The sequence below is a fragment of the Chitinophaga vietnamensis genome, assembly GCF_902167635.1.
Lineage (GTDB): Bacteria > Bacteroidota > Bacteroidia > Chitinophagales > Chitinophagaceae > Chitinophaga > Chitinophaga vietnamensis.
In genome coordinates this window covers 700,785-719,153 of sequence record NZ_CABHMS010000004.1, presented here as the reverse complement: position 1 = coordinate 719,153, position 18,369 = coordinate 700,785, and the positions used below count along the sequence as shown (strand labels likewise).

The following is an 18,369-nucleotide window of genomic DNA, read 5'->3' as shown; positions in this document are numbered from 1 at the left end:
GATTTATTGATTTAATTGAAGCGGAGACGAACAATGTTGCTATCTCCGCTTCAATTAAATCAATAAATCCGTAAATCAATAAATTCGAAAATCTTAAATAAATGGTTTGTCTCTTGCACAGCCTGGAAGCTGCTTATGCCTGTACCATTGGCAGGTACTTGGCGCGGTTCTCGAAGATCACCCAGAGGTTGATCAGGAACAGCGCTCCTGCTATCGGCAATCCGGAAGGCGCTGCCGTGATGTTGATCAGCAACACGCCTACCATTACCGGCAGAATAACGATCGCACCCAGCGCCCTGGTTTTGTTAAAAATAAACAATAGGCCTCCTATTACTTCTACGATGCCTACCAGCGGGATCAGCCAGCTGATCTGCATGATGGCTCCCATGAGCTTCATCATACTCTCCGGCATATCTTTCGGAACAGGCATGTAGTTTAAGAACTTGTTGAGACCGGCATTGATGAACATCAACCCGAACAACAAGCTGATTACGAACAGGATTTTCTTTTTCATAAGTGTGTGAATTTTTATGAAAAATAGATATTTTTTTGAATTGTTGCTCCTGTTACGCGTGAGAAGAGTGTTTCATCCAGCAGGTCTTTGATAGATCTGATGATGAAATCAGGTGTATATCCAAAATGATCGAGGTCCTGTTCCTGTGTAACGCCGGTGAGCGTAAGCACAGTAGTGAAGCCCATGGAGCCGGCGCCAAGGATATCTGTTCCCATGGTGTCGCCGATCATCACGGTTTCGTCGGTAGTGAGTTGCAGGGCTTTGCGGGCCATGCGCATCATCACGGGGCTGGGCTTTCCTACGCTGAAGGCCTTCACGCCGGCGGCGCATTCCAGCATCGCTACCAGGGCGCCGCAACCTGCGCGGTACTTGCCATCTGATACCGGACAATTGGGATCGAGATTGGTAGCAATGAGCTTCGAGCCCTTCATGATCATGTTGAGCGCTTTGTCTACCGACTCCAGCATAATCGTGCGACCCTCGCCGATGATCACATAATCCGGCTGGTCGTCTACAATAGAATATCCCACATTGTGCAGCTCTGTGAGCAGGCCGCCTTCGCCGATCACATAGGCCGTGCCATGCTCCTTCCGCGAGGCGAGATAACGCGCGGTAGCCATCGCACAAGTGAAGATATCTCCTTCATTCACCTTAAACCCCATCTTGTTGAGCTTGTAACATACGTCTCTGCTGGTGCGCTGGCTGTTGTTGGTCAGAAACAGGAAAGGCAGGCCCTTTGCTCTCAGGCCATTGATAAATTCTACTGCGCCCGGAATAGGCTCATGTCCTTTGTAGATCACACCGTCCATGTCGATAAGAAATCCCTTTTTTTTCATAGTAAATCAGATGTTGGTTAGATGTTGATTGATTAACTATGGAATGATAAAGGCGGGAAGCTGTATCAGAACAGCGTTTCAGGTGTATGAGGTGTTATGACGGCTTAAAGATAACTATTTTTTTTATCTTCAGACAAAGATCATTTCGGATGCCCTTTCTCCCCTCTGCGATCCTGGCGCCATATATCAAGAATTATACGGTGCTCACTATCGGGAAAGACCTCAACAACGAGGTGTTTTATCCGAGCGCTTATGTTGATATGGTGGTCAACCTCTCCGGCTCGGCAGCTACCATTATCAATGGCAACAGGAAAGACACGCCCTCCATCGAGCTGCTCGGGCATCTCACGCTGCCTACGCGATTGAGCGTCAGCAAAGGCACTACGGTGCTCATCGCGCGCTTCTTCCCTTATGCCTGTCCCTTATTTTTTCCTCATCCGGTTGCTGTGTTCACCAACTATGCCACCGACCTCTATGATGTGGAGCCGGCAGCCATGCAGCAACTATATGAACAACTTCAGCAGGCGCCCCTCATCACCGGCAAGATAGCGGTGCTGGAGACTTACCTGTTACAGCAACTGAGGAAAAATGAAAAGCAATTGAAGAAGGCCGGCATTGTGCAGCAGCTCTGCCGCCAGCTTTCGGCCACACATGAGCAGCTGAACCTGCCCGCACTGGCGCGCAGTTCCGGGATATCTGAAAGATATATACAGCAATTGTATCTGTCGCACGTAGGCATCAGCCCTGCTGCTTTTGTGGCCGTGATACGTTTCAACAAAAGCCTCGACCGGGTATTATCTACACCGGCATCGCTTACCTCCATCGCGTATGAATGCGGTTATTACGACCAGGCGCATTTCATCAAGGAGTTCAGAAAATTTACCGGCATCACGCCATCGGCGGCCCGTCTTTCATTGATGAAGCATGGAGAAGCCTTTCAGCAAGCGGTGAACATAGGCTTCTAAAACGGCCGTGGCAGCCTATTTCGTGGGATGGTTGCTGCTGAACATATCGCGATGCATCTTCCATCCGTCTTTGGTATGCTTCCACACCACCACCACCTTGCCATCATCAAGCTTATTGCCTTGCAGGTCGGTCATCTCGTAATAGCTTTCTTCCGTCACAAATGTTTTACCATCTCCATACAAATGCTGGATCGTGAACTTGCTATGCACCTTCGGGCCATCTTTAAAGAAACGCGCAATATTCTCTTTGCCGCAAACCGGCGCTGCATTGGGCGGCAGCAGACAGGCATCATCAGTATACCTCGTGAGGATAGAACCATCATTTTTGTTGGCCAGATCGGCATAAATGGCATTACTGGCTTCAATGGCCTTCCTGGCGGCTTTCAGCGGGTCCTGGGTCACCTGCGCACTGAGGGCTCCCGCGATCATCAGCCACAGGCCTGACATAAACATACATTTCATAGCTATCATTTTTACACAAAGGAAGCGGATCGGGAGGCGGGAAAATTGTAAAATAGCGAACAAAAATCTATATTCGTCATCATCAGCAGACAAACTACCATATGAAAGTACGTACATTATTATTCCTGGTGCTCGCCTCCTTTGCGGCACAGGCCCAGAACACTATCAATAACTACAAATACGTGTTGTTGCCAGAGCGTTTCAGTTTCTCCAAAGAAGAGAACCAGTACGGCCTGAACACCCTGGCCAAATCTTTACTCGAAGAGAAAGGATTCACTGTTTTTTTCGATAATACCGATATCCCGAAAGAACTGGCCGCCAACAAATGCAATGCGCTGAAAGCAGAGGTGACAGAAAGGAAGACCCTCTTCGCCACCAATCTCGTGCTGCATCTGAAAGACTGCCAGGGTAATGAGCTCTTTAAAAGTAAAGAAGGCAAGAGCCGGGAGAAAGAATTTGCCACATCCTACAACCTTGCTTTGCGGGATGCTTTCACTTCGTTGAATGACGTACCATATGCTTATAATGGCGCCACCAATGCAGCGCCACAGCCCGCAGCACCAGTTGCGGCAACACCTGCGCCAACGCCTGCTCCCGCGCCAGCGGCCGCTGCGCCAACACCTGCCGTACCACAGGTAAAAGATGCTGCAGGCACCCTGTACGCACAGACTACCGCCAATGGCTATCAGCTCATCGACACCTCTCCGAAAATAGTTTTAAACCTGCTGAAAACCTCCGTACCGGATTGCTTCATCGCGGATAACAACGCCTCACACGGCATCGTGCTGAAAAGAAATGGGGACTGGTATTTTGAGTATTACAAAGACAATAAGCTCATTTCTGAAAAATTGTTGATCAAATTCTGAGTCGCGCGCGAAGGTTGTCTGGCTCAGGATTATATGATTGAAAGGATTAGCAGGATTTTTTTACAGGATTAATAATAAGGATTAAAAAAGGATTCGCGGAGATCAATTCGATATGATCTTCGCGAATCCTTTTTTAATCCTTATTATTAATCCTGTAAAAAAATCCTGCTAATCCTTTCAATCATATAATCCTGAGCCAGACAACCTTCGCGTCAGAAGTTGAACTCCCGCGGTTGTATATTCATCCGGAAGCCGATGGAATAGAAGAGTGTATTGCTGTTGGGCATCCCCTTTACATTATAGGTTCTGTAGGTGGCATTCAGGTCGAGAAAGGCATTTTCAAATAACTCCCACGACACAGCCATGGAGGCGGTGGTGCTGTTCACAGGCGTACCGGTGCCAATGAAGAAACCATAATCTCTTGGCCTGGTGTTATAGCTGCGGAAAACATTGCTGCCCATGTTCACACCGGCAGAATCCAGTCCTTGTAAATAGTGCATCAGTTTGCCCGTGAGATATAAACGGGGAACAGGCTGGTATTTAGCGATCCCGATAAACTCCCTGACATTGGCCCCCAGCGGGTGCGCCAGCGGCTGATTGTAGTGTGTGAGATTGGTGACGCTATCGTAGTTAGTATAAGTATATGGTCGTATAAAGTTAGCTTCCGCCTGCAGATCGAGGTTCCTGATGTTCAGGGCGTCGATGTATTTCACGCCCAGCTGCAAGGCTTGTTTGTTGGCGAAACTACCGCGGCTATAGTGGAACACCTCTTTGGTCACAAACTCATTGATGAGCAGCTGACCATAGAGCTGCACTGTTTTGGCCACATTAGCTTTGGCCTCAAAGCCTACATTGGCCTTGCCTACAGCGCCCAGCTGCTGTTCTATAGAGCGGTAAAAAATGATCGGGTTCAGATAGCTGAGCTGTAAACCATGCGAACCATCTTCCATAATGTTTTCATAGAAGCCCAGGTTCAGCCATCGTGTTACCTGCAGGGAGAGATGGTGCATCATCATATAATTCTGCGGCCGCAGCTCTCTTTTTCCATCCTGCCCGTAAGGCGGGAATGGCCCGATAGTTTGCGCGAAGATATTTTCGTAATCAAATTTCCATATACGGGTAACGATACGCAGGTACAGGTAATTGTTACTAAAATCGCTCAGGAACAGGCTACGGTAGCCATTTCCGATAAAGAGTTTGTCGTAGGCAAACTGAATATCGAAATATTTAGCGGCATTGAAGGAGATACCGCCCCTGGCATCGAAGTAATCATAACCGTTACGGCCAAACGATTTATAAAATCCCGCGCCTGGCACGGCATCATATTTTGTTACAAAGTCCCTCACATAAGCAGGATCACGCTCCTGGTTATCGGTAAGGTAGGTATAGAAACTCAGCCGGTTGGCAATTACCCCTCTCAGTACAACGCCACGGGTGTTCTGATAGATACTGCCGGTACCATCATTGGCATGCCCTATTTGCAGGTTCAGTACGGGGTTGACCACCAACTTGAAATCTTTCACGTTTACGGCATACAATGCCCCTGGCCTTTGATAAAAGACATGCCAGATCGGTTTCCTGGTGTACATCCATGCCGAATCGGGCGCCCATTCCCAGTTATCCATCGCCATCCGGCGGATATTGTACCGGTCTACCGATGTGAGGTGAAAAGGCAGCTGGCCGGCGCCTGCCATGGAATCTATCCACAATACCCTTTCCGTCATCTTTTTGCGGTTATACGGCTTCACAGACGTAAAACCCAGCAAAGAATCGCCCTGGGTGCGGATATCGAGCCTGTTGAGCAGCTGATATTGCTTGTTTCCAAGGTCGATGTAATCTGATTGCGCAAAGGCTGAAGAATAAAAGAAGAAGATGAACGGAAGGAAAATTATCCAATGGAGGCTTTTCATGGTTACGTCCTTTTTGGTCATAGCTGCCAAAGGTAGGGGATTATGCGCAAGACAAATATTATAATAACATTAAAATGCGTTGGAACATCTATTTCAGCCATATGGAAAAATAATAGACCCAGCCAATGAAAAGCAGCTGCATGGGTACTCTTTTGTACAGGTAGGCAGCCCCCGGACCATCGAAGCTGGCCTGCTCATAGTTCACCCTTTTGATGGCCGCATAGATATTCGCCGGTAGTATGATCACAAAAAAGAAGATCAACGCCATGCCCGCGATGTGCCGTACAGCAGGGAACAAGAGCGCAATACCGAAGCAAGGCTCTATCACGCCTGTAAGATACACCATCTCTTTTTTGAAAGGAACAAAGGGCGGCAGCATCATCGTCATCCCTTTGGTGAAAAGAAAATGCCCCAGCGCCGTAAAGCATAACATCAGGCACATGGCCAGGTTGCCCGCCAGCAGCCAGTGCCAGCTGCCGGTAAAAAGTTTTGAGATCCCCGCGCTCAATAGCGCTGTAATGATCAATACAAATAATGGTTTCATGGTACAAAGGTCTGTAATAATATGCCCCGGAAAATTGATGTATGTTAGTTTCTGAGTTGCGACGCTATTCAGAAATGTATAGCTTTGCTGCCCATGAAGATCGCTTATATTATATATGACGGCGCCGTGAGATACTCCGCCGCCAACGGTTTCAACGAATACACCGACGTACTGCCTTACCTGCAAAACAAAGGCCTCGATATTAGCGCCGAAATCTGGGACGACCCATCCGTCGATTGGCAGCAATACGATGTAGCCCTGCTCAAAACGCCCTGGGATTACCATCAGAAGATCGATGCTTTCAAAGCCTGGCTCCATCGGCTCGAGGCCCTGAACATACGGCTGCTCAATGATTACCAAACGGTGCGCTGGAATATCGATAAACATTACCTGCAAGATATCGCCGCGGCCGGATTTGATATGATACCTTCGCTTTTCCTGGAACAGGGATGGCAGGGAGATCTTCCCGCTTTATTTGAACAGCTGCATACTGGCAACATCATCATCAAACCCTGTGTGAGCGGCGGTTCCAAGGATACGGTGATCATCCGGAAAGAAGAGATGGACCAGGCATATGACCAGGTGGTAACCCTGCTCGGCAAAGGCGATTTCATTGTGCAGCCTTTGATGGAAGAAGTACAGCAGGGCGAATGGTCCTTTACTTTCTTTAACGGCAAGTATAGCCATACCATTCTGAAAAAGCCCAAGGCAGGCGATTTCCGGGTACAACAGATCTATGGCGGGTCTATTGAAACCTTACATCCCTCCGCAGCGGAAATAGCCGCCGCAGCAGCCTATGTGCAACAGTTTGCGAAAGACTGCCTCTATGCCCGCGTAGATGGATTGATGGTAGACGGGCGCTTTGTACTGATGGAACTGGAGTTAACAGAACCCTTCCTGTACCTGGCTTATGGCGAGAATGCCATGGCTAACTACCATCAGGCATTGGTGGAGCATTTAGCTCAACTATCGTAGCCGGCGATGAACTCCGCAATACGTACCGCTATCCGGTCGCGTAGCCACTGGGTGTCGGAGGCATCCAGATCGGCCAGGATATTGTCGTTGTCGTTGTTAAAGTCGCAAAAGATATCTTCCAGGAACTCTTTTTTGATTTCTTCCATTCTCTTTTCATTACTGAAATCAAGCCTTCCGATCTTCGACAAAGCACTGTTCATCCTGTTCTTTGTAATATAGTGGGCCATCTCCTCCACGAGGAACGACAGCTCTTCTGAACGGGACCTGAGATCCGGCACAAAGGACCATTTCTCTGCTTCATGAAATTTTTTCTCTTCATCAAATTCAGGATTTTTGAGTTTGATGACCGGGCGCGAGGCAAGGCCGGGAATGGAAGAATGGCTCAAAGGCTTTACCACCACGCCTTCTATCAGGTTAGGCGTCAGCGCCGGTAAATGCAATTGGGATGGAATGCCGGAATCTATGCGGGTATTAAAGTTCAACACTTCATTCAGTTTGCCGCTGAACAATACTTTGGCATAGAATATCCCGAAGCGTTCAAAATATTTTATCGCATGGTCGTAATCGAGATAGTTTTTGATGCCCTCTGCCGTTTCTACCGCGATATCGAACGCGCAGAACTGGATAACAGGAGAATAATAGACACCCGTTTGAATGGCCTGTACCTGCTCATCCGCGGCCACTTCCGGGTGCGGATATTTTCCTCCGAACAACTCTCCATAAACAATGTACCGCTGTGCAGGGATGTCTTGTTTCAGCTGTTCAAATAAACTGGTCATCTGTTCTTCCATCTTCACCGCCACTGTCTGGAATCCGAAAAAGTCGTCGTTCCATTTCAGGTAATCTTTCCTTTTGGCATACCGCAATTGCCGGTCTTCATACACGAAGCTGAAATTAGCGCCATGTATCTTCTCTGTCACTACCCATTTTAATTTATTCAGCTGTTGCTGGTCTTTCTCAGACAGGTCAAGCCCCTTGAGGTTCTTGGGCATTTTCTCATATTCAGAATTCTTGTTCATATGATATGGCTGGAACTTATGAGTTAACAAAAACAGGCGCAAATATACGAATCCGGCAGAAAAGATATTTGGACAGGAGGCCTTTTTTCTATACTTTAGTTACAGTGGCATTAAGAACGGATCCCAGCGAAAAGATGTATTGTAGATTTAACCCGGCTGCCTGTGCAGTCTTTGTTTCTTATCCCGCTTCATTGTTTACATGTTATACTCATCCGCCAACACCCATGCATTTTATACCAGGTGGCTAAAAAGGCTTCCCTTATTATGGATAGCACTTGTTGGCTGTTCCGGCATCAGCGCGCAAACGTATAACTACACACAATACAGCCTTGACCAGGGCCTTGCCGGCAATATTGTGTACGATATCACGCAAGACAAAGAAGGGTTTATGTGGTTTGCCACAGAAACCGGCGTTAGCCGCTTCGATGGCACCACCTTCCGCAACATCACCACCAGTGACGGTCTCCCTGATAATGCCACCATTCACTTGTTTGCAGACAGCAGGAACAGGATGTGGTTTGTTCCCTTCAGGAATACTATCTCCTATTGCTATAAGGGCAAAGTGTACAACCAGCAGCAGGATACGGCACTCCGTAAAATGCGCTTCACCAATATCATTCACAGTATTATTGAAGATAAAGATCAAAACATCATCATCGCCAGCCGGGAAGAACTATACATTTTAACGCGTGAAGGCAAGGTGATCTCCCTGGGCAACCGGCCTCCCGGCCTGATGAACAGCATTGATTATATCACCTCCGACGAGCAGGGGAATATTTACATGATGCGGCTCAACTGCCTGTACCTGCTCAGCAAAGGAAGGGCCATTCCGCTCCATCAGAAAACTACAGGATATATATACCAGGTAGCTTCCCGGAATGCCCGCATCTACTGGCGTTCAGACAATGAGTTTCATATCTCCGGCAGCAAAACAGTATTGAAATTCCCGGTCATCAACAATTTCAAACTGGCCAATGATTCGATGGCGTATCTGAATACCTCCGGCGGAACGATCCTGTTCAATACCGCCAGTTTCAGGACCATGGATCATTTTTTACCGGGAGAAAATGTGAGCAGCTGCTATACAGACAGAGAAGGCAACACCTGGTTCGGCACTTTGAATAACGGTATATTCCGGATGCATTCCGCACAGTTCAAATGCATCCGCCATACGGCGGACAACAAGCGCATCATGGTGCATGCGCTATACGATAATGGCCATGAACTGCTCGTTGGGACAGAAGACGCCTGCCTGAAGATCGGCTTCCATCCGGATGTCCGCATCAGCAAAGCAGTAACGCAGACATTCAAGCGGCCTGTTTCCTTTATCGCCATGACCGATCATCAACTATTGGTAACAAGTGGTGATAACTTCTATTCTTTCAGTGATGCAAACCATGCGCAACAGCTACAGGTAACTTCCTCTGTCAAGAAAGTATTCCTGAACCCCGACGGTTCCATACTGGTAGCGGCTTCCAACGGACTATTACAATTCAACAGCCTCCGCCCGCGCGATTATGTTGTGCGCTACCAGGAACGCACCACCGCAGTATACGTATCTGGTAACACTACTTATCTCGGCACCTTTCATGGCCTGTACACCATCGACAGTAACAATGTGCTGACAGCGATGAGCCACCTGCATCCATACCTGGGCAATCGTATCACAGCTATCGCTATGAGCAGCGACAGCACGTTGTGCGTGGCTACTTCCGGCGGCGGCGTATTCGGTATCCGGCATCAACGGGTATTGTGGCATTTCGATTCACAGAATGGCTTGAGCAGCAGCGATATCCATTGCATCGTACCCGATACCGGCGGCAGCGTGTGGATAGGCACCGACAAAGGGCTGGACCAGTTGAAAATTAAAGACAGCGCCACAAAGATCAATCACTATACCACCGCAGATGGCCTGGCCAGCGGCTTTATCAACACCATCGTTATCAGAAAAGATACGGTATTCGTTGGCACGCTCGACGGCCTCACCTTCTTCGATAAAACCAGGGTACATTCCACGTCTATATGCGATCTTAAAATACTCGGCATCTCCTCCAATGGCCTGCCGGTGGGCCAGGAGCAGCTGTCCGCGCTCGAATACGCCGATAACCATATCCGCTTTGATTTCACTGCGATATCTTTCAAGTCGGAAGGCGATATCTCCTACTATTACCGCTTGTTGCCCAAAGATCCGGGCTGGAAAATGATCCATCAGAATTTCCTCGAATTTATCTCCCTGCCTCCCGGCTCCTACCAGCTGGAAATGTATGCTGTCAATAAATTTAACGTGAAAAGCAAAACGATCGCCATTCCTTTAAAAGTGATTCCGAAGTTCTGGCAAACAGGCTGGTTCCTGGTGGGTATATCCCTGGTGATCATCTTCATCACCTGGGCCATTGTGGCTTACCGGAACAAGATATATAACCAGCGGCAAAGCCTCAGCAGGCAAATGGAACAAAGGCTGTCGGAGTTAGAGCAAAAGGCGCTGCGGGCGCAGATGAACCCGCATTTTATTTTTAACTGCCTGCATGCGGTACAGGAATATATATTGGAACAGGACATCATCAATGCCAATAAATACCTGAGCAGCTTTGCACGCCTGATCCGTCAAACGCTTGACAATTCCCTGCAAACCACCATTCCCATCTCTGATGAGGTTTCCTATCTAAAAAATTATCTCACGCTGGAACAACTGAGGTTTGATAACAAACTGCAATACGCATTTCATATAGACAGTACGCTCGATGCTTATGATACCAAAATACCCAGCATGATGTTGCAGCCCTATGTTGAAAATGCTATTCGCCATGGCATAGGCCATGGCTGGGACAGAGCAGGGCTGGTAGAAATTTCCTTTAAGAAGAGCGAGCAACATGTTATCTGCGAGATACAGGATAATGGTATCGGGATAACGGCAGCGCAGGCCCTGAAAGCCAGTAAGCATGCCGCTCATAAATCCAGGGGAATGCAGCTGGTAGCAGAACGCATTGAACTTTTAAGCAAAGCGATGGGATTCCCTATTATGATCGAAATCACAGACTTGAAAAATACTCCGGGCAAGCTATCCGGCACCAGGGTAACGATCCGATTACCTCATATTTTGACAAAGAAAACCGTGTATGATTAAATGTATCATTGTTGATGATGAACCCAGGAACATCTCTATCCTGACTAAAATGCTGGGTCTCTATTGCCTGGATGTAACTATCACAGGCACCGCCAGCAAAGTAAGCGAAGCAATTACACTGATCGGCGAAAACGCGCCCGACCTGCTATTCCTGGATATTGAGCTACCAGGGCAGGATGCTTTTGACCTGCTTTCACAGATCGCGCCAGTTAGCTTTGAAGTGATCTTTGTAACAGCTTATGCATCCTATGCCACCAAAGCATTTCGTTATAATGCGCTGGACTATCTCCTTAAACCCATCGATATCGGAGATCTCAAACAGGCCGTTCAAAAAGTGCGGGACCGGCATAGCGCACGGCATATTCATACCCGCCTCAACGACCTGCTGCAGGAAGTGCAACAAACGCAGCACAGCAACCGGATCATTCTCCGGACCAACCAGGGCTCGTTCTTCTATCCTGTTGCGGACATTGTGGCCTGTATTGCAGAAGGGGCCTATACTTTATTTGAGTTCACCAACAAAAAACCTTTGCTGATCTCCGGTTACCTGAAAAAATATGAAGCCATCCTGCCGGAGCGGGATTTTTACCGGGTGCATGATGCCTACATCATTAACCTGAACCATATTGTAAAATACCTGCCAGGTAAGAACGGGCAGGTAGAGATGAGCAATGGGAAGATCATCGAGATATCACAACGAAGGAAACACGATTTCATGAACCGCCTGAAACTATGATCAGGCGGGGAGGTACGTATTCGTCCTTATCCAACCCGGCTCAAAGTATACGTTTATGAATTGAAACGCCTCACTTATCAATCAGCCATTTTTATTCTGATCCGGAATCTTCATCTTTATATCCAATAAAAAAAACGGTACGTAGCGCGAACATACCTGCCTGATGAAACTATTAATAAACCCGAGCACTTTTTAATTAACACCCGTACATATTATCCTTTAATAACAATGTCTTTGCTGGAATCATTGCTTTTCAGCCGGGACCCGCTTTTAAAAACCCAGATTATGAAAAGACTGCCTTATCAACTACTTTTTTTTCTCCTGTTTGCCTTTATGGTGGCCAGCTGCCGGAAAGATGCTTCGCCCGTACAGCCGCCTTTACCTGCAATAGACAATCAGCACAAAGCCAGCGTATCTTCCACCGAATCAAATGTAACGATCACCTGGAGCAATAAACAAATAGGTACTCCCTATGTAGATTGCAACCTGTATATCACCGTAGCCGATGAAAACTATACGCCCATTGTTACCATACAGGAGTTCTGGGACAAGAATGATGTGATTACCCTGCCAAGAGTGGACGCCAACGGCAATTACATCAAATACAATATCTGGATAATGGCCAATGGCATTGATCGCTGGCCCGCTACCGGATCGCCCAGGCTTACGCTGGATGTGCAGTCCTATAATTTCAAACTCGGCGGATGGCTCACCCTTTTCAACGAAACTACTTACGACAATAACAAACAGGTGATATACAAACTGGATAATATCCCCACCCAGATGAATATCAAAGCCTATACTTCCATCAACTAAAATCAGACTATGAAAAAATATATCCTGTTACTGCTTGGCTGCGCCTCACTGGTAATGTACTCCTGCCGGAAAGACAAGGAGGCAGCCGCCCCGCAACAACAAAGACCTGGCAAGATCGATTATCAGTTCGCCAATTTCCAGAAGTTCATTCCTAAGCCAATTCAGCTTCAGATGCTGACGGAAGAGCAATTCCAGGCCATCGTTAACCGCTCAAAACGGAACACCACCAGCATCGACCGTGTAGTTACCAACCCTGACGGCAGCAGAACCTATTACCTCTCTTCCGACGAAATCCCGGCATTAACGGTGAAAGACCGCACCACCACTTATATCGGCGCGCTTTTACAAGGCAACTCAATAGATGATATGACGCTGAAACCTATACAGGGCGTGCAACAGCGGCCTATCTCCGTGTATGCAGACTTTCCCACCGATTTCGTACAGGACTCTATCAAAGTGCCCAGCGGCTCTTCACAACAGGCCTTCGTACGCAAAGCATTGCTGAGAGGTACGGGCGATCAGATCTCTTCTTTCACCTATGATATGCAGCGCTTCTATCGCTCCGATGAATTGAAATTGTCGTTCGGCGCGAATGTGAATATCGGCAAGATATTTTCTGCTTCCGTTCAAAGCTGGGACAGCTCCAGCAACAAGCGAACAAGGATACGCGCCATGTTTGTACAGAAGAATTTCTCCATCAACATGGACCCTCCGGCAGATGGAAAGGTGATAGAAGGTTCTGTAGATCCCTCCCGCTTTGGCGGCTATGCGCCGCTGATCGTGAGCAATGTGAACTTTGGCCGCATGGGTATCATTACGATAGAATCAACAGATACCTACGAAGCCACGAACCTGGCTGTTAAAGCGGCTTTCAACGTAGGCATTGTAGGCGGCGGCGCCAACCTCACTTCTGATCAGCTGCACCTGTTGCAGGCAGCCACGATCCAGTCTTACATCATCGGTGCAGATGGTACAGACGCTGTAAGAACGATCAGCGGCTTCGACGGATTTTCTGAACTGATCCTCAAAGGAGGAAAATTTTCCGCTACCAACCCGGGCGTTCCCATCTCATTTGACCTGCGTTATGTGAGCGACTTTTCACCCTATGCTACCCAGTTCCAATTATTACTGCCTCCGAACTGATGAGCAGCAGCAGCAAGCCGCCAGCGGCCTGCTGCTGTTTTTCAATTACTCAAAATGATACATTATGCTCCAGACCTGGAAATTGCCGGCAGGTATACTGGTTGCCGCGCTCCTGCTGAATGCCTGTACCAAAAAAATTAATGTGGATCCGGTTGACGGAAAAAACGCCTCGGATGCACCTTACTCCTTCCGCCAGTTAAAGAAGTTCGGTGATACCATTATTACCATCAGGACAGCAGCAGACCAGGCAGACCTGAAAGCCTTGCTCGATGCCCGGAAAATGAACACCGGGCAATTCCTGCGAGATAGTATATGGCCCTATAACACCGGCTACAGCCGCTTCTATGAAGCTGATGAGCAGGTAGTGGTGCCCAACAATGAAACCTTGATCTATCCTGGCTCATTGATCAGGGGCACCTCTATCAACTCAGATAATTTTGTACCACTGCCCATCCGGAATTACAAGCGTTACCCCATCAAGGTGTATGCTACCTTCCCTTCAGATCTTTCCGTTGCAGTAATTGATACGCCATCCTTGTCGCGCACCCGCATATTCCTGCGCCAGGCGCTAACGTCGCCGGGCTTTTCCGGCGGGCAGCTCGAATCATTCCTGTATGAAACCTTCAAGTTTTCTTACTATGACGAGATCAAAGAAGCGTATGGTTACAATGTAAACGTGAAAGGGCTTTTTTATTCATCCAGCTCTTCTTTCAATTTCTCTGCCGTCCGCTCCGAATTTCCCACAGCGATCATCGCCAAGTTCACGATGAAAAACTTCTCCATCGTACTCGATGCGCCGGCCGATGGTAAGCTGGTAGATGAAACCAATGTAGACAAATCTGTGCTCTATGGCTATTCACCTGTGTACGTGAACACCGTTACCTATGGCCGCATGGGTATCGTAGTGGCAGAAAGTAATTTTCAATCAGACGAAGTGAAATCCGCATTTGAAAAAACAATCAAAAAACTGTTCGGCAGAACAACAGAATCTTTGACAGACTACGAAAAAACATTGGTCAATTCCGCCCGGATCAACATCTACCTGATAGGCGGCTCCGGTGCGCCGGTAACACAGGCAGTGAATGGCTATGACCAGTTTGTGAACTATATCTTTCACAGCACCACATTCAGCGCCGCCGATCCTGGCGTGCCAATATCTTTTACCATGCGCTATCTCAGCGATAATACTCCCGTAAAAACTGTTTTCCGGCTGGACTATCCCAATTAATACATATGAACGCTCGTCATTTTTTGTTGTTGCTATTGCTGCTCCACCTCTCGACTGCCTGTAAAAAAGAGGCGCCGGCTACAGCACAAAAAGGTGAAAATACCGCCTTGAAAAAGTCGTTGGACACGCTGTTCCTGTATACTTCGCAACTCTATCTCTGGCAGGATCAGTTGCCGGGCTACAGGCAGTTCAGCCCGCAACATTATGCAGATGCCAGCGATCAGGCGCCATTGCAGCGCATGCGCAAAGCCCTGCAGGACCTGGTAGCATATGCCGTAAATCCTTTGACGCAACAGCCTTACGAAGCCTTACCGAACCAACAGCAGGGCAATAAATATTCCATCATCGTAGAGCCGGACGATCCTGGTTCTTATCTGCCGGCGCAGCAACATCCGCTGGCGGCCTTGCAGGCCGGAGATGGCGGCATGGGCCTCTCGCTGGCCGCTGTAGGCCCGCAGGATATCCGGATCATGGCCGTCAGCAAAGGCGGGCCAGCCGCAGGCGTGGGCCTGAAACGCGGCGACCGGATCATGGCGGTAGACGGCCGGGCCGCAGAAACTGCTGATAACTATTATCAGTACATACTGAATAGTTTTCAGCGCGGCAATGTACAACTGGATATCGCGGATGGCCAAACCAATAACCGGCGGCAAGTGCCGCTGATAGCGCTTTCCTATACGCCCAATCCCGTGTATAAAGAAAAGATACTGGATGCCGGAGATGAAAAAATCGGCTATCTCGCTTTTGAAAGATTTACGGAAGAACAAAACGCGCGCGCGAGTCTCACCCCCGTTTTCCAACGCTTTGAACAGGCCGGCATACAAGACCTCATCATCGATCTGCGCTACAATGGCGGCGGCTATCAGAACAGCAGCCGCTTCCTCGCCAACCTGATCGCGCCGGCAAGGGCCAGCGGCCAGGTGATGTTCAGCGAACATTACAACAGTTTGATGCAGGCCGGCAAAGCAGACCTGCTCAAACTACAGTATATCACCAACAGCGCAGGCCAACCGGTATTGATCAACGGGAAACCCGCCACCCTCTTCGATGTGGACTATACTCCTGCTGCCAATACCGCGAGGTTTGAAAAAGAAGGCAACCTGCTATCCTTACGGCGTGTATACTTCATCGTTAGTAAGGCCACCGCCTCTGCCAGCGAGCTGCTCATCAACAGCCTGAAACCATATATGCAGGTATCGCTCACCGGCGTTTCGCTTTCGGGCGGCGCCGTACGCACCTATGGCAAACCTGTTGGTTTCTTCGATATCAAGATCGGTCCATACGCGGTGTTCCTCTCCCTGTATCAAACCAAAAACGCTGCGGGAGAAGGCGCTTACTTCGACGGGATGCCCGCCGATGTTTCCGTACCAGATGATCCCAGATATGATTTTGGAGATACGCAGGATCCCGCGCTGCACAGCATCCTCCACCAGATAGCGCCCGGCGCTTATCCGCGACTGACCGCCACAGAGCGGCTGCCGGCAGATTTTCCGGGAAAGATGATCAGCGGCAACGCCGGCACGCCATACGGATTGATCAAACAGATAAATGAACTACACTACAAATAATACATTATGAAACATATTTCTCCTCATGTCATCCTCACAGGCCTCTGCTGTTCTCTGCTGCTCTTCGTCAACACCAGTTGCAGAAAAGCGCAAACAGATGCCCTGGGCAGTAAACCAGGCCGCAGTTCCTTCTCCGGGCTAAAACCCGCGTCTATACCCGCTTTCAGCATCGATGTGCCCAAACCGCCTAAAAGCGGCGGGCAATTGTTCACCGCAAAAGCATGGCTCGATGGAAAAAAACTCGATGGCGGTCCTGGTACGATTGCAACCGGGCTCACCGAAAAAGGCATCAAATTTTCCAATCTCGTTGACCAGTCGAAAGCGATCTACCAGAAATTTTTTGAAGCCACTGAATTTACGGTCGATGTACCCAATAGCAACGTCGTTTACCCTGGCTCTATCATACAAGGCGGCAGTGTAGACAACTTCCTGCTCAGGCCCATACTGGGTTACGGACGGCCCATCACCGTATCTGTTTCTATTCCCACCAGTCCCAACAAAGTATCAAAAACGGTGGCGCTGGCCTCCGGCGCTGAAATGCGCAGGATCGTGAGAGAAGCACTAACGAATGAATTCGCCGGCTCGGGCGGCGTTGCGAAAATGAATTATGAAATGAAGGCCTTCTCCTACTACCAGGAAATGAAAGAGTTGTACCGCTACAATACCAAAAGTAACCTGCTCTTCATCAACAGCGCCACTGCCAGCGACAGGAATGTAGATATGATCAAGAGAAACACCGGTGTAATGGTCAGGTTCTGGCAGGAGAATTTTACGATAGATATGGATATACCGGAAGATGGACAACTGATAGACCGGAACGCCGATCCTGCTATATTTGAAGGCCACAAGCCTTTGTACGTATCAACGGTAAAGTACGGACGCATGGGCATCATGTCGATAGAATCAGATGAAGAAGAGAGCAAAGTGATCGCCACCTTTCAGAAAGCGTTCAGCATATTGGGCATCGTAAATGGCGGCAGTACCTTGACGGATGAAGAACAAAGGATCATCAATGCGGCAGATGTAAAAGTATCGATGGTAGGCGTGGCAGGCGAAGATGCCGTGCAAACCATCGCCGGCGTATCCGGACTGGCAACCTTACTGGCGAAAGGACAAACCTATACCCCACAGCTGCCGGGCGTGCCCATCGCCTTCAGCATGCGCGACGTAGATACAGACAGCACCATCGTAGCGCCTTTCCAGGTGAACTTCGGCCCGTTTGATAAAATATATGCAAGAATAGAAACATTGTTTCAGCAAACCAGCAACAATGTAGGCGGCAATGCCACGGGCTATCAAACTACGAGAAACATCTTCCTCCGGTTTTACCAGGATCCCGCCTGCACGGTGGAAGACAAAGCATATAACTTTATCAAATTTGATTATCGTTTCAAAAGTCAATACGACTATCAGTACACCAATCCTCCTTCCCGATCATCCGGAACGAGTTACCTCTCCACCGAAAGCGTGTACAACACAGAAAAGGGGCATACCAAACTTTTGTATGCCAATTACCGAACGGAGTCCTACATCAGACTGCCCGATGGTTATACTTCTAATGAGATCAAGACGCCGGAACTCCTGGAGGGTGTGGGCTACATTCCTGTAGCCAGCCTGATAAAATAACCAGTTTGCCATAGCCACGCCACTAGCGTGGCTATGG

16 protein-coding genes are annotated in these 18,369 nt (G+C 48.5%); 10 read left to right on the top strand and 6 right to left on the bottom strand.

The window, feature by feature from the left end:
• Positions 1 to 133: 133 nt before the first annotated feature.
• Entirely contained in the window at positions 134 to 514 is a 381-nt protein-coding gene (locus tag FPG75_RS14230; protein ID WP_143307516.1) for a DoxX family membrane protein, read from the bottom strand.
• A gap of 14 nt (positions 515 to 528) precedes the next feature.
• Positions 529 to 1,350: an HAD-IIA family hydrolase gene (locus FPG75_RS14225; RefSeq protein WP_143307515.1), complete on the bottom strand. Its 822-nt coding sequence runs from the start codon at positions 1,348 to 1,350 to the stop codon at positions 529 to 531.
• A 149-nt stretch (positions 1,351 to 1,499) separates the two neighbouring features.
• On the opposite strand from FPG75_RS14225, the gene FPG75_RS14220 reads away from it, so the two are divergent.
• Positions 1,500 to 2,315 (top strand): helix-turn-helix transcriptional regulator, encoded by an 816-nt coding sequence (locus FPG75_RS14220; protein WP_143307514.1) that lies wholly within the window; start codon positions 1,500 to 1,502, stop codon positions 2,313 to 2,315.
• 15 nt (positions 2,316 to 2,330) lie between these two features.
• On the opposite strand, the gene FPG75_RS14215 is transcribed toward FPG75_RS14220, so the two are convergent.
• A complete protein-coding gene (locus FPG75_RS14215) occupies positions 2,331 to 2,777 on the bottom strand; it encodes a YybH family protein (RefSeq protein WP_201747960.1) in 447 nt (148 codons plus the stop codon).
• A 101-nt stretch (positions 2,778 to 2,878) separates the two neighbouring features.
• Between FPG75_RS14215 and FPG75_RS14210 the strand changes: the two genes are divergently transcribed.
• Positions 2,879 to 3,643 (top strand): hypothetical protein, encoded by a 765-nt coding sequence (locus FPG75_RS14210; RefSeq protein WP_143307513.1) that lies wholly within the window; start codon positions 2,879 to 2,881, stop codon positions 3,641 to 3,643.
• Between the two features lie 212 nt (positions 3,644 to 3,855).
• Here the strand turns inward: FPG75_RS14210 and FPG75_RS14205 are convergent, their stop codons facing one another.
• Together FPG75_RS14205 and FPG75_RS14200 are read right to left on the bottom strand one after the other, a co-directional pair.
• Positions 3,856 to 5,553 (bottom strand): hypothetical protein, encoded by a 1,698-nt coding sequence (locus FPG75_RS14205; RefSeq protein WP_143307512.1) that lies wholly within the window; start codon positions 5,551 to 5,553, stop codon positions 3,856 to 3,858.
• A gap of 88 nt (positions 5,554 to 5,641) precedes the next feature.
• On the bottom strand, positions 5,642 to 6,097 hold the full coding sequence (locus tag FPG75_RS14200) for a DoxX family protein (RefSeq protein WP_143307511.1): 456 nt from the start codon (positions 6,095 to 6,097) through the stop codon (positions 5,642 to 5,644).
• Between the two features lie 93 nt (positions 6,098 to 6,190).
• On the opposite strand from FPG75_RS14200, the gene FPG75_RS14195 reads away from it, so the two are divergent.
• Positions 6,191 to 7,072, top strand: a complete 882-nt coding sequence (locus FPG75_RS14195; RefSeq protein ID WP_143307510.1) for an ATP-grasp domain-containing protein — start codon at positions 6,191 to 6,193, stop codon at positions 7,070 to 7,072.
• On the opposite strand, the gene FPG75_RS14190 is transcribed toward FPG75_RS14195, so the two are convergent.
• The gene (locus FPG75_RS14190) at positions 7,060 to 8,091 is read right to left on the bottom strand and encodes an RNA ligase family protein (RefSeq protein WP_143307509.1); all 1,032 of its coding nucleotides are present in this window, start codon (positions 8,089 to 8,091) and stop codon (positions 7,060 to 7,062) included. The two genes, FPG75_RS14195 and FPG75_RS14190, sit on opposite strands and share 13 nt — an antisense overlap.
• Before the next feature lie 199 nt (positions 8,092 to 8,290).
• Between FPG75_RS14190 and FPG75_RS14185 the strand changes: the two genes are divergently transcribed.
• The 7 genes from FPG75_RS14185 (at position 8,291) to FPG75_RS14155 (ending at position 18,332) form a co-directional block, all read left to right on the top strand.
• The gene (locus FPG75_RS14185; RefSeq protein ID WP_143307508.1) at positions 8,291 to 11,215 is read left to right on the top strand and encodes a sensor histidine kinase; all 2,925 of its coding nucleotides are present in this window, start codon (positions 8,291 to 8,293) and stop codon (positions 11,213 to 11,215) included.
• The gene (locus tag FPG75_RS14180) at positions 11,208 to 11,951 is read left to right on the top strand and encodes a LytR/AlgR family response regulator transcription factor (RefSeq protein WP_143307507.1); all 744 of its coding nucleotides are present in this window, start codon (positions 11,208 to 11,210) and stop codon (positions 11,949 to 11,951) included. Before FPG75_RS14185 ends, FPG75_RS14180 begins: the two co-directional genes overlap by 8 nt.
• Positions 11,952 to 12,236: 285 nt before the next feature.
• A complete protein-coding gene (locus tag FPG75_RS14175; protein WP_143307506.1) occupies positions 12,237 to 12,767 on the top strand; it encodes a hypothetical protein in 531 nt (176 codons plus the stop codon).
• Between the two features lie 9 nt (positions 12,768 to 12,776).
• Positions 12,777 to 13,910 carry a thiol-activated cytolysin family protein gene (locus FPG75_RS14170; protein ID WP_143307505.1) on the top strand — a complete coding sequence of 378 codons (1,134 nt, stop codon included), beginning with the start codon at positions 12,777 to 12,779 and terminating at the stop codon, positions 13,908 to 13,910.
• Between the two features lie 64 nt (positions 13,911 to 13,974).
• Positions 13,975 to 15,138, top strand: a complete 1,164-nt coding sequence (locus FPG75_RS14165) for a thiol-activated cytolysin family protein (protein ID WP_143307504.1) — start codon at positions 13,975 to 13,977, stop codon at positions 15,136 to 15,138.
• A gap of 5 nt (positions 15,139 to 15,143) precedes the next feature.
• A complete protein-coding gene (locus FPG75_RS14160; protein WP_143307503.1) occupies positions 15,144 to 16,706 on the top strand; it encodes a S41 family peptidase in 1,563 nt (520 codons plus the stop codon).
• Between the two features lie 6 nt (positions 16,707 to 16,712).
• Entirely contained in the window at positions 16,713 to 18,332 is a 1,620-nt protein-coding gene (locus FPG75_RS14155) for a thiol-activated cytolysin family protein (protein WP_143307502.1), read from the top strand.
• Positions 18,333 to 18,369 lie beyond the last annotated feature (37 nt).